We start from the raw sequence: 15050 nt of genomic DNA on the forward strand, positions 1-15050 counted from the left end.
CGTATAACAAATTTAACCATTTGGAGGAAACGTTATGGACGTCAATCAAATTAAAAATATTGCGAACATTGGGGCTGGCACAATGGGACATGCGACTGCACTACAATTTGCCATGCATGGGTATCACGTCACCATTTTAGATTCCAGTCACGATGCACTTGAAAAGGGAATGGATGCCATCAACCACGACATTGCTACTTTCCAAAAAGCTGGACTGATTACTGAAACGTTAGAAGATATTACACAGCGCATCAGCATTACGACAGATTATGAAATAGCGTTCCCGAGAGCTGATTTTGTCATCGAATCTGTGATTGAAGACTTGAAAATTAAACAAAATGTCTGGCAACATGTGGAGGAATTTGTCTCCGACGATACTATTTTAGCCACCAATACTTCTGGTCTGAGTCCAACAGCTATTCAATCTGTGTTAAAACATCCAGAACGTTTCGTCGTCGCTCATTTTTGGAATCCGGCTCAATTAATGCCATTAGTTGAAATTGTTCCTGGCGAAAAAACTAATCAAGCCACCATGGATTTGACCGAACAATTAATCAAAAAGATTGGTAAGCATGGCGTGCCACTACAAAAAGAATCACTGGGCTTTGTCGGGAATCGAATCCAACTGGCGGTGATTCGCGAAGCGCTGCATATTGTCGACGAAGGGATTGCTACTCCCGCCGCAGTTGATGACATTATCAAATACAGTTTAGGCCGACGCTGGAGCTTGGTTGGACCCATCGCAAGTGCCGATCTAGGTGGCCTCGATATCTTCCGTGGCGTTAGTACCTATCTATACGACGACTTGGCTAATGATACTGGCGTTGATCCAGTTCTTAATCAAAAAGTTAAAGATAACAATTTAGGTTTAAAAACTGGCCATGGATTCTTTGACTGGCACGGTGAAGATGGCCAAAAAATTGTCGCGCAACGAGATCAAGCTTTAATGGAATTACTCAAACAAGATAAAGACTAAATAAAACACAGAAACTGCTGGTAAATGCCAACAACTTCTGTGTTTTATTTTTTGCCAAAATCAGCTTTAAATCCCCAAAACTTTTTGCCCTTATATGTTTGTTCCTTCAACATTCCACTAGCCGTATAAGCCTTGCCAGCTTTACTTTTAGCCGCAAATGAAATTACCTGGCCGGCCAATAACTGCTGAATTTCACCTTCAGTAAATTTATGACCGCCCCAAGTCGAACTAAACTCGACTGCTTTGCCGTTCGTCAATTGACCCTTTGTCTTTGGTTTGGCCGCATATTTCTTGGTTGCTTTGACTTGTTTCCCGACAAATTGTGTTAGTTCCCGACTGTTTTTTAAAATAATTGGTAAATCATGTTCAATCACTCTAGTCGCCGAATTTACTACAATCGCCGGTGATTCATTGAGTTTGCCAACTTCATCCATATGATCAAATAGTTGTTTGGTGATATTAGGAGATCCAATCCAGCTATCGCGCACTAACACGGCGGCAATGGTTCCCGGTTGGGTCAGTGTATAAAAACCTTTTTGATCTTTGATGAATGCATTTTTACCGCTTGTCAGTTGAGCTTGCACGCCCAATCGAGTAGCACCAGTGCCGATATTGTGTTTTTCAAGAAATTTGCCAATCCAATCTGCGCTCGGTCTAGTTGGCTTAGGATTAGCTCCTTGATAAACAAATGGTTCTGCTTCTGGACCTACGACATCACTGACTGAATTGGAATCGTCATCAGAATCATTATCATCAAAAATAGCTTTGTAATTCAGTTGCACGGGTACATTAAATCCGGTTTTAAAATCAGGATATAACTTCAATTCTGCAGTGACGCGATCAAACTGATAGTCTTCGCCTAAAATGGCTAAATAATTAAGTGCCAATGTCCGATAAATCGCCTGCGCACTCGGACCGTACTTAGACAATGATTCTAACGAACTAGGAACTTTAACTCCAGGTCGGTTCGCCCCATGGGCTGCCTCTGTGGCGCGATGCTTACTCCGCAAGCTTCGATGAGTTAAGAGCTGTTGATTAGCTCCAACTACTTGGGCAATCGCATCGACTACCGACAAGAGTTCATTAAATTGTTCCTGAGTGATTTTCTTGTCTTCGGTTCGGGGGTACGATACAATTTCTGCTTCATACATTTTTTGATAGGTCGCCAGTACTTCCTTAGAATTAAACCCTTGTTTTGCCAGAATGGAACCTAACTTCGCCAAATCTATCAAAGCACCGGGAGCTTGAGTCTTGTGTTGGCGTTTGATATTAGTAACTGGGCTTTTAGTATATTTATCAACTTCCGCTTGACCGTCTTTTTCAGCTGCAAATCGGGCAGCTTGTTTTTGTTCGTCATCCTTTAAGGAACGGGCAAAAATATGACCAGCTGGATCTTTAAACTTTGCTTCATAGTACGGGGTCTTCACGTATTGATCAATCAATTGTTGCTGTTGCCAAATTTTTAAGACAATCACTGACTTCAAGCGACCTTGATTAATTACCTTCACTCGATAGCCCGCTTGTCGCGCCGCGTACGTTGAAATTCTGGTCAGCTGCATCGAAAGAAAATCCCATTTGCTCCGTGCATCTGACTTAAGGTATTCGCCTTGTTTAAATTGGTCCGTGATTTCGACCATACTGTGCATTGCTTGATTCAATGACTTGGGTGTTTCATCAGCAAATCGAATCCGATAAACCGGCTTGTTCCATTTGATTGCATTGACAATCTCCCAGCCCAGTAAATCCCCTTCACCAGAAGGATCATTATCCGTCGCAATTAAAATAGCATCCGCATTGGCGGCTTCACTCTTGATTGCATTTACGTCATCTCGCGTCGATTTTGATTTTTTCGTATATGAATTATATGACTTTGCGTAAGTTTTGGCCCACGAAAAATCGGCCTGATTCCATGGCATTGTTTTCATATCCGACCAAGAACTGTAGCGCTCCTTTTCGGCATCTGTCTTCACCATTTTTTCAGGATCTTTAAACTCCATTAAGTGACCATGGGCATGTACAATTTTGTACGTTTTACCTGCCACTGTGCCACTCGTACCACCAAATGCCTTGGCCATATGCTTTGCTGCACTAGCCTTTTCGGCCAAAATTAACATATCCAATATCGACATACCTTCCTTTATTTTCTTAACATATTGTACCAATTTACTTCATTTTTTTGTGTTAATTTAGTTAAATATCACAAATACCCTTTCTTTTTATGGTTATTATGATTAAAATTAGATTAGAAAATGATTGACATTTTTTAATTTTATTACTAACATGTGAAATACAATACAATTTATACATATAACAGGAGAACATAATATAATGGTAAAACGATATGATAGCACCAAAATTAACGAACTGGTCTACGACATTTACAAAGCCTATGGTTTCTCAGAGGAACAAAGTCATCAAGCTGCTGACATGTTGATTTACACTGATTTACATGGTATTGAATCTCACGGGGTTCAACGCTTAGTCATGTATGATAACTTCATTCAAAACGGTAAAATCCGCGTTCAAAGCGCTCCTGAGATTGTGAAAGAAACAGACGTCAGTGCCGTTGTAGACGCTCACTTTGGTTTAGGCCAACTTAACGGCATCTACAGTATGGATATCGCCATTCAAAAAGCTAAGGAACATGGAATTGGAATTGTTACCACCCGTAATTCCGGTCACTACGGCATTGCAGGTTACTATGCCAACATGGCCGCGGAACAAGGACTGATGGGGATGTCATCATGTAACTCACGTCCTGCCATGTTACCAACTCACGCGACAAAAGCCTTAGTTGGGACTAATCCAATTGCCTTTGCAATGCCAGCAAAGCCCCATACCTTTATTTTCGATGTCGCTACAACGACGGTTCCTCAGGGTAAAATTGAAGTCTATCGTAAACTCGAAAAAGATTTGCCAGCTTTATGGGTGGCCAAAGATGGCGAAACCCCTGTCTATGATCACAATGATACCGAAGATTTTGATTTACTTCGTGATCCTGATGCTAACGTTGGATTAGCTCCTTTAGGTGGTGTCACTGAAGATACTGGTAGCCACAAAGGCTTTGGTTTAGGTGTAATCGTTGAAGTATTTACTTCAATTCTTTCCATGGGTAATGTGTCTAATGAAATTACTCCAACCGACCTATCTGTGGGCCCTTGTCAAAGTTTCGTTGCTATCGATCCTTCAATTTTTGGCGATAAAGATGCCATCTTTGAAAAATTCTCTAATTACCTGCAAGATATTCGTTCATTACCTGCTGTCCCAGGCAAAACTATCTATGTGGCCGGCGATAAAGAAGCACTCGCATATGAAAATAATATCAAAAACGGGATTGAAATTGATGACCGGACTCTTGAAGAAATTGAAGCTATCGCAGCTCGCTTAAACGTGAAGTACGAAGCATTCGTATAATCAATTAAATGGTAATCGAGTAGGAGGCATTTGATTAGTTCAGCTACCGACCTCTCACACCACCGTACGTACGGTTCCGTATACGGCGGTTCAGTAATTTAAGCATTTTGAATAGACTGGAATACCTTGGAGAGATTCATCAATCCAAGTTGTTCCAGTTTTTCGTTTGTTAACGTATAAAGTAGTGTTTTGCTATGTGCTGTGCGCCAGTAACCCTTGCGGGTATAAGCAGCTAGCCGAGCATCATTCTGATTCAAACCTAGTCGTTTCAGGTTAGTGATCTTCGTTTTGATTTTCTTCCATGATTTCCAGATGTATTGTCGAACTCTAGACCGTAGCCACTGATCTATTCGTTTCAAGAAGTTTGTCATCTTACCAGATGAGTAGTATTGAATCCATCCGCGCATTTTTCGTGTGATTTCCATAAACATTTGTTCAAGTGAAATTCCGCGATTGCGTTTCGTAATTCGTTTGAGTTCCTGTTTGACCCGTATTTGGGATTGTTTTGACGGCCTTGAGAAAGCACCACCCCTACCAACTCCCAGTGAGAATCCCAGAAATTTCAATCTCAATGGTGACCCGACTTTACTTTTGTCACGATTGACGGTTACTTTAAGATCCTTTTCCAGAAATCTACTAATACTCTCAAGTACCCGGTGACCTGCTCGTTTACTCTTAACGTAAATATTGCAGTCATCCGCATATCGGACAAAGTGGAGACCTCGTTCCGTTAATACTTTATCCAGCTCATTGAGATAGATATTCGCCAATAGTGGTGACAGTGGTCCGCCTTGCGGGGTTCCCACGACACTCGCTTCGAAGGTTGAACCAGTCATAACACCACTAGTCAAAAACTTTCGAATTAGCTTAATCAACCAAGGATCATCAATATATTGTTCGATATACTTGATCAGTAAATCATGATTGACTGTATCGAAGTATGCCTTTAAATCAAGATCAACCACGACGTGGTAACCCTCGTTATACAGCGATACCACTCGTTTAATTGCATCTTGCGCACTTCGATTAGGTCGAAAACCAAAACTATTATTTGAGAAAACTTGTTCAAAAATCGGAGACATCACTTGTGCGATTGCTTGTTGTATCATTCGGTCAATTACCGTTGGCACGCCTAATTTTCGCACGCCACCATTTGGTTTGGGTATTTCTACCCGTTTAACCGCCTTCGGCCGGTACGTCCCATCATTCAACTGATGAATAAGTTCAGTTTTATGAACTCTCAAATAACCTAACAGATCATCGATGGTCATTCCGTCGATGCCTGCGACACCTTTATTACGCACAACCCGTTGATAGGCCAGATTCAAGTTATCTCGATCCAACACGCGTTGTTCAAACTTAATGCCACTCATCATCGTTGTTTCATTAGAATTCATCCTACGCGCCCCAGTTTGTTCTTGGTCTTCCAGACCTACCATCCACTGGTGGTCAGCTTTGTTTTCTGTTTTCTGCGATCGTCGCATAAATTCCACCTCCATAATCAATGTGAGTTATTACTGTTCAGCCCTTCGTGACGAAGTCACTACTATGGCCTCGGCTGACTCCTGATAAACTCAGTATTCCATCACTGAAACAGTTGTCCTGTAGAACTTGATTGCTCTTCTTGTCGGGACTTGTCTATCAGGCCTCCCAGGGTAAGAACGTCAACTTTCATACCATGTCACCATTAGCTTTACCATCGTGATTTTGAGTAGTATCGGACTTCGATTTGTTGGGCAATCTTATCCAATCAGTTCTGGCCTTATAGCTACTTCTTGTTCATTGGTGCGGTATTTTGCTCCTCAGACTTCCTTCAGATTCCACTTCACAGTGGACACCCTTGTCCTTGGCTAGTGGTTCCGACTACTACGGCCCACAGTGGACTTTCACCACCTAGTTGGCGCCCATGCCGGGCGCACCCAAATAAACAGCCACCACAGAAATTATGTGATGGCTGTTTATTTGTTATGCAGGTTCTAATTGTCCTTGATTGAGCCTTAAGACGCGATCACAAATCGCGAGTGTACTCATTCTGTGAGTCACAATCACAACTGTTCCATGATAATATTGTTTAACTGCATTTAGAATAATTGCTTCATTAAGCACATCTAAATTACTAGTTGGCTCATCCAGTACCAGCAACGAGCTTGGATTTAATAATGCCCGGGCTAATTCTAGTCTCTGAATTTCACCAGCCGACAGCGTGCGCTTGCTATCAGAAATTTCGGTATCCAACTGATCAGGTAGGTTCCGGATAATTTCATCTAAATGAACCCACTTTAAAACATTCCAAATCCGGTCATCTTGGATTTCATTATCGCGGAGGACTAAATTTTCACGAATGGTGGTGGCAAAAATTTGCGCATTTTGAGATACGTAATTAATTAAACTGCGTTGATTATTTAATGCAATTTCTTCGTTGTTGATATCATTCAACTGAACTGTCCCGCTTTGGGCTTCGTACCAGCGCATAATTAATTTAACAATCGTACTTTTACCCTCACCACTTTTCCCAATCAATCCAATTCTTTCCGTTTGTTGAATCTTCAAATTCACGTGGGAAAGTACTTCATCAGTTGGGCGGCTGGGATAAGCAAAGGTCGTATCGTGCAAATCAATTTGGTTAATCTCTGAAATTTGATGTTCTCCTTGATCTGTTACTTCTGGTTGTTCATCAAACAGTCCAAACAAGTTTTTAGCTGCTAATAGGCCACCTGACAATGAACCTGGCAACGATGCGAGCGCTAAAACTCGACTAAAGGTAAATGGAAAGACTAAGACGGCGACGAAGGAACTTGAAGTTTTCAACGCCACTAGCAAAAATACGAGTAAACTCACGACCAATACCAATTGCATCAAAATACCTTGCCGTTCTTGTTTGGCCACTTTCGTTTGATTGATTTGCCAATAATCAGCCGTTGCAGCATTAATTTTATCTGTTTGCTTGTTGACAGCCTGATACTGTTGCAACTCAAACTTTCCATTGACCATCTCTGACATCAGTCGTTGATTCGTTAATTCGCTTTGACTCAACTCACTAGCTGATTTTTTCATCGTGCGTGAACTAATTAATGGCAGTACCATTCCCATCACTAAATAAGCAATCAGTGCAACCACGCCTAAACTTGGTTTAACTATCCAAAAACCAATCACCTGAATTATCGAGACAATAATCGCAATCACAATCGGAGACAGTGTATGGGCGTAAAAGATTTCAATTTGTTCAATATCTTGCACCAACAATTTCAACAAATCACTACTGTGCTGACCATCCAATTTAGCTGGTGCTAACTTCATAATTTTTTGGTATGTTAAATTGCGAAATTTCGATAAGATTTTAAAGGCGACCAAATGTCCGAGATATTGTTCCTCAAATCGAAAAATACCAGCACAGATTGCTAAAACTAACAGTAAGGCCCATGGAAAATCGGCAAGCCGCGTCATAAACGTCACGAACCCTAATCCAATAATACTGACTTGCAGCAATGTTGCGACGATTCCGGCCAAGATACTTGCCCCTAAAATAAAGTTCAGGCTACCAGCATTTTTTAATAATCTACTTAACAATTTCATTAGGCCTGTACCTCCGCTAATAATTTGCGTTGTTCGGTAATCAATTGCTTAAAGGCCGGCACTTGGTTAGCCAATTCTTCAGGCGAGCCCACTACTAGTTTTTGATTATCTATCATGTAAACTTTTGACAACTGTTCAATATCTTCCAAGCGATGGGTAATCAGTAACACTGCCTTGTCCGTCGCCAAGCTTTTAATTGCTGCCAAAATAACTTCAGCATTAACAGTATCAATATTAGAAGTGACTTCATCAAAAATATAGGCTGGTTTATTAGCTAAAATTGCTCTAGCAACTGCAATTTGTTGCTTTTGTCCGGGAGAAAGTAGCGAGCCATCTTCACCAACAATGGTGTTAAATTGTTCTGGTAAATCCTCCACAAACTGACATAACTGCAACTGATTCAATTTTTGTTGCCAATCGGTTTGGTCATGCATCCCCAATAGCAAATTTTCTTCGATTGTCCCGTCAAATAGCACCATCTCAGGTCCCAAGTAGCCAATCATCTTCCACCATTGGTCTTGCGAAAGTGAATCCAATTTATGTCCATCAACTGTGATTTGGGTATCTGGAATGTTTAATTGCTTCATTAATAGTTTAGCAACGGTACTCTTACCACTACCACTGGCTCCGGTTAAGCCAATTAATTTACCCTGAGTCAAATTCAAAGATCCATTTTGTAAAATGACGTGTTCATCAAAGGCGAGCGTTCCCGTTAGTTGAATGTTTTTAACGTCCTGGATTGAATTGACTCCATTATCATCATCAACAGTCTTATTTTGAACGTCGATTAGTTTGAAAATGTGATTCACCTTTGGCAATAATGACATGAAAATGTGGATGAAATAACCAAATTTTCGAAAATCAATTAGCCAAATACAGACCAGCGTACTGATTAGCACTGCACTCGGTACGCCTAACGAACCAGCCTTGATAGCAAATCCTTGCGCCAGGACGAACCAGCCCAGAGCACCATACAAACAAAAATCCATAATAGTCAGTGTTTGGAGTTGATAGCTCAGTACGCCCATTGTTTTTTGGCGATAATTTTCAGAATCGTCCGCAAAGTCTTTGGCATACTGGTCTTCCCGTTGATACATAATCAAGGTATTCATACCTTTGAAATCGCCTAAAAACCGTTGGCCCATTTGATTAAAACTTTTAATGTAGGAATTATTCTTTTTATTACCAAGTCCTTGTAGCATCCCCATTCCTGCACCGATGGCAACAATACTAATTAGCGGAATGAGCACTGTAATTGGATGAATGAATAGCACCGTCACCACCATCACGACAGCTGTCATGATTAATTGGAGGACAGTCGGAATAATCGTGTCATAAAACACTGATAAGCCTTTTATTGTTCCCAAATCTTGATGGATTACTTTCATGACTTGGGTTCGATCAACTTCGTGTTCATCTAAATAATAATTGAGAAAACGCTGCTGTAGTTCTTCACTGGCGGACGTTGCCTAGCGATCACTAAACAACTTTGCACCCCAGATACCATAAAATAACATGATAATAACTTGAACAATCACTAATCCAATTATTCCAGTTGACCACTGATTAGTCGTGAGATATGACGCTCCCAGCCACAAAATTGTAACCATCAGCATTTCACTTGCCCACTGGCATAAGACTTGTAATAAAGTGCGCCAACGTTGCTGACCACCTAATACCCATAATTTTTTAATCATTGATGTTCCCTCGATTTACATTTTTAATTTGGCCATGTTCTAATTCAATCACTCGACTGCATGTCATGTTAATAAAATCTAAGTCATGCGAGACGATGACAATCAGCACGTTTCGTTGTCGAATCTGTTTAATTATCTCACTTAATTTCACCAATGTGCCATAATCCAGGCCACTGGTTGGTTCGTCTAATAAAATTATTCGTTTGTTTGATGACAGGGCCGTCGCAATCGCGACTAATTGTTGCTGACCACCTGACAAGCTTTGCGGCCGACGTGTCAACAAGTCAGTCAATCCTAATGATGCAACTAATTTTGAATCAAGTTGTTGTTTGCCACCATTACTTAGCTCTTTAGCAACACTTTCAAAGAATAATTGCATTCTCACTTGTTGCATGACTACAAAAGAATATCGAATTTTCGATTTTCTGGTAAGTTGCTCCTGATTTAATTTGAATTCACCTGTTCGCTGTTTCAACAACCCTGCTAGTAATTGAACTAAAGTTGATTTCCCGGCTCCGTTATCACCGACGATTCCAATCACATCTTGATTATCCATGAACATCTGTGGCAACTGCAGGCTCAATTTTCGATGCGGATAATGAAAGTTAAGGTGACTAATTTGATACTGAATCAGACTGATAGATTCACGCGAAATAGCGTTTTCCGCTAGGGCCAATTGTGGTCGTTGCAAATTTCTTAGTTGAAACTTAGTTTGGAACTTTTGTGAAAATTGCCAAAATTCAGTAGCGGCAATATCAGCCACTATTTGTCCGTCCTGCATCACTATGTATCGATCAACTAAAGGACGCAAATAAAAAAGGCGATGTTCGGCAATCACCATCGTTTTTCCCTTGTCCTTCAGCGCCAACAACTGTTCCGTTAATTTATCGACTGTCTTAGCATCCAAATTACTGGCCGGTTCGTCTAATAAGTACAAATCTGGGTCCATAATCATCGACGCCATACAAGCGACCAATTGTTTTTGACCGCCAGATAGACTGGTTAACGGCCGATATAGCAATTTGTCAAATTCAAATAAATCCACAATCTGTTCAATTCTTGCTTGCATCTCGTGACGCTCAATCCCCATATTTTCCATGGCAAATGCCAATTCTGAATACACATCTGGATTGATAAATTGACTATTGGGATTTTGAAATACCATGCCAATTTTAGCGGCAAAAGTTTGAAACAATTGATCCATGTCGGATTGGCCCATAATTCGGCGTTCCCCAGTTAATTGTCCACCATGGATTGCCGGTGTCAGACCGCCGATAATATTTAATAAGGTTGATTTTCCACTGCCGCTTTCACCACATAACGCGACAATTTCACCAGCTTGAATATGTAAATTGACATTAGCAATAATGTCAGTTGATTCATTTTGATAACTAAGATTCGTGAGCTCAATCAAATGTCACACCCCCAATAATTAATAGCAAGCTACTGCCAATTGTGATTCCGTCCCGCCACCTAAACTGGTTCGGATAAATACTGGTATGCGGTACTTGATTGCCCATTCCCCGAATAAATACGACGGCACTCAATTCCGCAATAATTTCATCCGTGGACATCAAGATTGGCACTAACAAGTATTCGACCGCCCTAATTGGATGAACAATCAACTGGACGTTATGCGTAATCAGGCCACGAAACTTGAGGGCTTTTAAAATATCGCGGGTATTATGAAACAGCGTTGGAAAATAACGAAAGACAATTACGAGTGGTAAAATAACCCGAAATGGAATCTTAAGTTTCTGGAGGCTGGTCACCCACTCTCCAATTTGGGTATTAGTCATGGCAAACGTTGCGGCCATGATAGTGGGCAAAATCCGGCGGCCACCAATTAATAAAAATGAGCCTAAAATGGACCACGAATCTTGTATATTATTAAATACGGTTAAATTCAATCCTGCAAGACTCGCAAAAATCAACAAATAGACCGCACTCATTTTGTGATTGCCATTTAAAAATAATAAGCAGCTTAAAAAAATAACAAACCCAATTTCAATCATAAACGAAATATTTAGTACAAAAATCAGGGTCGTCATTATAATAATCGCTAATTTAGTTCTGGGATCAAATTTAATCCTGACTGGCATCAATGGATCCTTTCTGGACAGCAAAGTATTTAGCATAGATTTTTAATCCAATCGTCATCCCCACGAGACCACCAATAATAATCGAAATCATACAAACAACGAAACTCGTAGTGGTAATGGCTGAGAATACGTGGTCAATATAAGCCTGACTTTTGCCCCGACTAGCTAACTCATTAATGTATGCCCGTTTCATAAACCATAACGGTAGCAACGGTCCGGTCAAACCAAAGCTAAAAGCTGTGTAGCCCACATATAGCTTAGCTTTAGATGGTAACTTAGTTTTATATTGAATTGTATCAGCTAGTACTGAAAAGACGATACCAGGAACAAAAGCTAACGGAAAATGTCCAGTAATCAAGAAAAACAATCCGGTGACTGAACCAATGGTCGTTAATGCTCCAAACCGCGATACCTTGTCTAAGACTAATAAATAAACAATGCCGGCTAATAACGCATTTAGAGCTGGAATCATGATGGAATTAAAAATCGGTACCGTTAACTTTAAAAAGGCCGTCGAAAAACAAACTACTAAAAAATAAACTGCGGTATAAATTCCAATCGAAACTAGTTCCTTAATTCTTGATTGTTGCTGTGTCATCATGGTCCTCCCCAATAAATAATGAACAATTTTAATCGAAATGATTAGTAATTATGCTCTCATTATTACACATGAAAGTCAACGCAAAAAGCGGGTCGAAACATTGGTGTAACACTGTTTGTACCCACTTTAGAATGATTCTAAATCAATTTAATCGGTCAATCATAAGTCACTCACCCAGTTAGTAACCAAACTGAGAATGATTCTTATTTAGTGCTGTCAATTTCAATTATTTTTGAAATGTATTAGTAACATTTCACTGGCTGGTATTAATACAGTTTACCAACCATTTGTTGTTCAGCAAATAACGCTGAAATTCCACCGGTATGCCAGAAAACCACATTACTACCAGCGGCAATCTTACCAGTTGCTACATAGTCCAATAGACCAGCAAACGCTTTGCCTGTATAGACTGGATCAGTCAAAATACCTTCTGTCATTGCCAATCGTTTAATCGCATTAGTTCCAGCATCGCTCGGAATTTCATATCCCTCTCCAAAATAAGCTTGATTAAAATGTGTGTCATCCACCGTAATCCGCGCATCTAACTCTAACAAGCTCAATGCCTCATTGCCTAAATCGACTAAATGTTGATAATGCTCCACTGGCTTTGGGCTGACATTGATAGACAACACTTTGGTTGCTCCTTCATCATCTGCATATGCCTTGGCTCCAGCAACTAACCCAGCGGCCGTGCCACTCCCATGCACCACATAGTCAATTTGCACATCGGATAATTGATCTTTTAGTTCTTTGAAGCCTGTCACAAACGACGCTGAACCAATCGGCGTTGCGCCACCTACTGGAATAATGTAAGCTTTATGACCTTGCTGTGCTAATTCATGAGCTTTCTGTTTGGCCTGTTGCATGGCTAGCTCATCAGCTTCAGCTTCCGTGCGACCGTCCATTGAAATGCAGTGAATTTTTGCATCTTGAATTTATACTTTAAGTGCAACAAAAGAGACTCATGATATGAATCCCTGTAAAATGGTGTTTGCGAAGACAACCATCGAAGGGAGCACATAATCATGAGCCCATACAAACATCTTACCATGAGTCAACGCGAAACGATATTCCTGATGCATAATAATCAGGCTTCACTGACTTCAATTTCCCAAACAATTGGTCGAGCAACGTCGACAGTTAGCCGTGAGTTATCGCGAAATAGATCGGCATATTCACCTTCTGTTGCTCAAGAGCGCTACGAAGCTCAAAAATCTCATTGTGGACGCCGGTCGCTACTTTCTGATCACCAATTGCTTCAATTAATCCGGCATTTATTCTTGGATCTACAATGGTCACCAGAAGAAATTGCCGCACGCTTAAAATTAGAGACCTCATCATTTCAGATCAGCTACACCACGCTTTATCGTGGCATCTACTCCGGTTTATTTGATCAGAAGCTTTCATCACGAGGTGCCAGAGGGGTGATCAGAAAGCTTAGACATCATGGTAAATCGCGCCATAAAAAAGGTTATGATGAACGTCGCGGGAAGATTCCTATATCGCATACACTCCAAGAACGACCTGAGTCTGCCAATAAGCGGACTCAGATTGGCCACTGGGAGCTGGATACTGTAGCTGGCAAAACTGGCAGATCTTGTGTGGTCACAATGGTTGACCGTTGTTCAAGATACTTAATAATGCACAAAGCAGCTAAGAAAAACTCAGCCAGTGTGACCACTACTATTCGAAGACTACTAAAAGATCTGCCACCAGAACACTTAGGTACGATTACGCCCGACCGTGGCAAGGAATTCGCTAAACATCATCAACTAACTGAAGAATTTGGTATTGAGTTTTACTTTCCAAATCCTCATGCCCCGTGGCAACGTGGGTCAAATGAAAATACAAATGGCTTAATCCGCGAGTACCTGCCTAGAAATCAAGATATGGATCCAATTTCGGATACCGTCATTTTAGAATTCGTTGATCGGCTGAATAAAAGGCCACGAAAATGTTTAAACTGGAAAACACCATATGAGATCTATCATAATCAAAAATTGCACTTAATTTGACAATTCAAGGTACTAACCCCCATACCTAAAAAGTTTGGGTCAAATTTTGAAACTGAGAACCGGTGGGAATGGTCGACTTTACAGAAAAAGGCTTAAAAATACACACATGAGGGGGGAGTGGTATTGGTAAACGTTGTTATATCAAATAAAACATGTATAATTTCATGAAGTAAAACGGGTTAAAACCTTACTATTTGGCTAATTAATAAGACGTACAAGTAATAAAAAAACATAAGGTTCTACCATGTAAAGCGAATTTACCCGTCTATAAATATAAATGGGCTATAAAATACTAATATATTATACAAAAAAATAGCCATTCAATTAAGAATGACTACTTCCCGCCTGCTGAAGTTTTTGGCTACCAAATTGGCTTCCTGTAATGTGTAATCAACGACACTAAATGATAATTATAAATTTTAAAAACGTTGATTTATAGCACTTTGTGGCATGTAATGATAATGGATAAATACTAACAATTGGGCTAGCTGGGATCGAACCAGCGCATGACGGGATCAAAACCCGTTGCCTTACCGCTTGGCTATAGCCCAAAAATAAAGTGGAGGGGAGAGGATTCGAACCTCCGAACCCGAAGGAGCGGATTTACAGTCCGCCGCGTTTAGCCAACTTCGCTACCCCTCCATATGTCATAACCAACTATTATATAATACC

12 protein-coding genes and 2 tRNA genes are annotated in these 15050 nt (G+C 40.5%); 3 read left to right on the forward strand and 11 right to left on the reverse strand.

The features are described from left to right. The first annotated feature begins 34 nt into the window (after positions 1 to 34). Positions 35 to 976, forward strand: a complete 942-nt coding sequence (locus F0161_RS09510) for a 3-hydroxyacyl-CoA dehydrogenase family protein (RefSeq protein WP_137601393.1) — start codon at positions 35 to 37, stop codon at positions 974 to 976. A gap of 44 nt (positions 977 to 1020) precedes the next feature. On the opposite strand, the gene F0161_RS09515 is transcribed toward F0161_RS09510, so the two are convergent. After that, complete coding sequence (locus tag F0161_RS09515; protein WP_150204682.1) at positions 1021 to 3099, reverse strand: DNA topoisomerase; 2079 nt, start codon at positions 3097 to 3099, stop codon at positions 1021 to 1023. Between the two features lie 205 nt (positions 3100 to 3304). Between F0161_RS09515 and F0161_RS09520 the strand changes: the two genes are divergently transcribed. Continuing rightward, positions 3305 to 4390: an Ldh family oxidoreductase gene (locus F0161_RS09520; RefSeq protein WP_137601394.1), complete on the forward strand. Its 1086-nt coding sequence runs from the start codon at positions 3305 to 3307 to the stop codon at positions 4388 to 4390. Between the two features lie 98 nt (positions 4391 to 4488). On the opposite strand, the gene ltrA is transcribed toward F0161_RS09520, so the two are convergent. From ltrA to F0161_RS09555, 8 genes are all read right to left on the reverse strand, one after another. Continuing rightward, entirely contained in the window at positions 4489 to 5874 is a 1386-nt protein-coding gene (ltrA, locus tag F0161_RS09525) for a group II intron reverse transcriptase/maturase (RefSeq protein ID WP_150204683.1), read from the reverse strand. A gap of 481 nt (positions 5875 to 6355) precedes the next feature. After that, positions 6356 to 7963 (reverse strand): amino acid ABC transporter ATP-binding/permease protein, encoded by a 1608-nt coding sequence (locus F0161_RS09530; protein ID WP_150204419.1) that lies wholly within the window; start codon positions 7961 to 7963, stop codon positions 6356 to 6358. Beyond that, on the reverse strand, positions 7963 to 9351 hold the full coding sequence (locus F0161_RS09535; RefSeq protein ID WP_225423117.1) for an ATP-binding cassette domain-containing protein: 1389 nt from the start codon (positions 9349 to 9351) through the stop codon (positions 7963 to 7965). Before F0161_RS09535 ends, F0161_RS09530 begins: the two co-directional genes overlap by 1 nt. 81 nt (positions 9352 to 9432) lie before the next feature. After that, positions 9433 to 9660 carry a hypothetical protein gene (locus F0161_RS11610; protein WP_225423119.1) on the reverse strand — a complete coding sequence of 76 codons (228 nt, stop codon included), beginning with the start codon at positions 9658 to 9660 and terminating at the stop codon, positions 9433 to 9435. Further along, positions 9653 to 11074 (reverse strand): ABC transporter ATP-binding protein, encoded by a 1422-nt coding sequence (locus F0161_RS09540; RefSeq protein ID WP_150204420.1) that lies wholly within the window; start codon positions 11072 to 11074, stop codon positions 9653 to 9655. The genes F0161_RS11610 and F0161_RS09540 overlap by 8 nt, the downstream gene beginning before the upstream one ends. Continuing rightward, the gene (locus F0161_RS09545; RefSeq protein WP_150204421.1) at positions 11067 to 11798 is read right to left on the reverse strand and encodes an energy-coupling factor transporter transmembrane component T; all 732 of its coding nucleotides are present in this window, start codon (positions 11796 to 11798) and stop codon (positions 11067 to 11069) included. The genes F0161_RS09540 and F0161_RS09545 overlap by 8 nt, the downstream gene beginning before the upstream one ends. Further along, entirely contained in the window at positions 11746 to 12363 is a 618-nt protein-coding gene (locus tag F0161_RS09550) for an MptD family putative ECF transporter S component (protein WP_318635331.1), read from the reverse strand. The genes F0161_RS09545 and F0161_RS09550 overlap by 53 nt, the downstream gene beginning before the upstream one ends. 266 nt (positions 12364 to 12629) lie before the next feature. Then, a complete protein-coding gene (locus tag F0161_RS09555) occupies positions 12630 to 13268 on the reverse strand; it encodes a 1-aminocyclopropane-1-carboxylate deaminase/D-cysteine desulfhydrase (protein ID WP_150204423.1) in 639 nt (212 codons plus the stop codon). A gap of 120 nt (positions 13269 to 13388) precedes the next feature. Here F0161_RS09555 and F0161_RS09560 point away from each other — a divergent pair, with 120 nt between their 5' ends. Then, on the forward strand, positions 13389 to 14378 hold the full coding sequence (locus tag F0161_RS09560) for an IS30 family transposase (RefSeq protein WP_150204424.1): 990 nt from the start codon (positions 13389 to 13391) through the stop codon (positions 14376 to 14378). Positions 14379 to 14857: 479 nt separating this feature from the next. Here the strand turns inward: F0161_RS09560 and F0161_RS09565 are convergent. Together F0161_RS09565 and F0161_RS09570 are read right to left on the reverse strand one after the other, a co-directional pair. Then, a tRNA-Gln gene (locus F0161_RS09565) sits at positions 14858 to 14929 on the reverse strand. A gap of 9 nt (positions 14930 to 14938) precedes the next feature. Next, positions 14939 to 15020: transfer RNA gene (locus tag F0161_RS09570), tRNA-Tyr, on the reverse strand. Positions 15021 to 15050: the final 30 nt, after the last annotated feature.

Origin of the sequence: Paucilactobacillus nenjiangensis (genome assembly GCF_008632615.1) — a bacterium.
GTDB classification, from domain to species: domain Bacteria; phylum Bacillota; class Bacilli; order Lactobacillales; family Lactobacillaceae; genus Paucilactobacillus; species Paucilactobacillus nenjiangensis.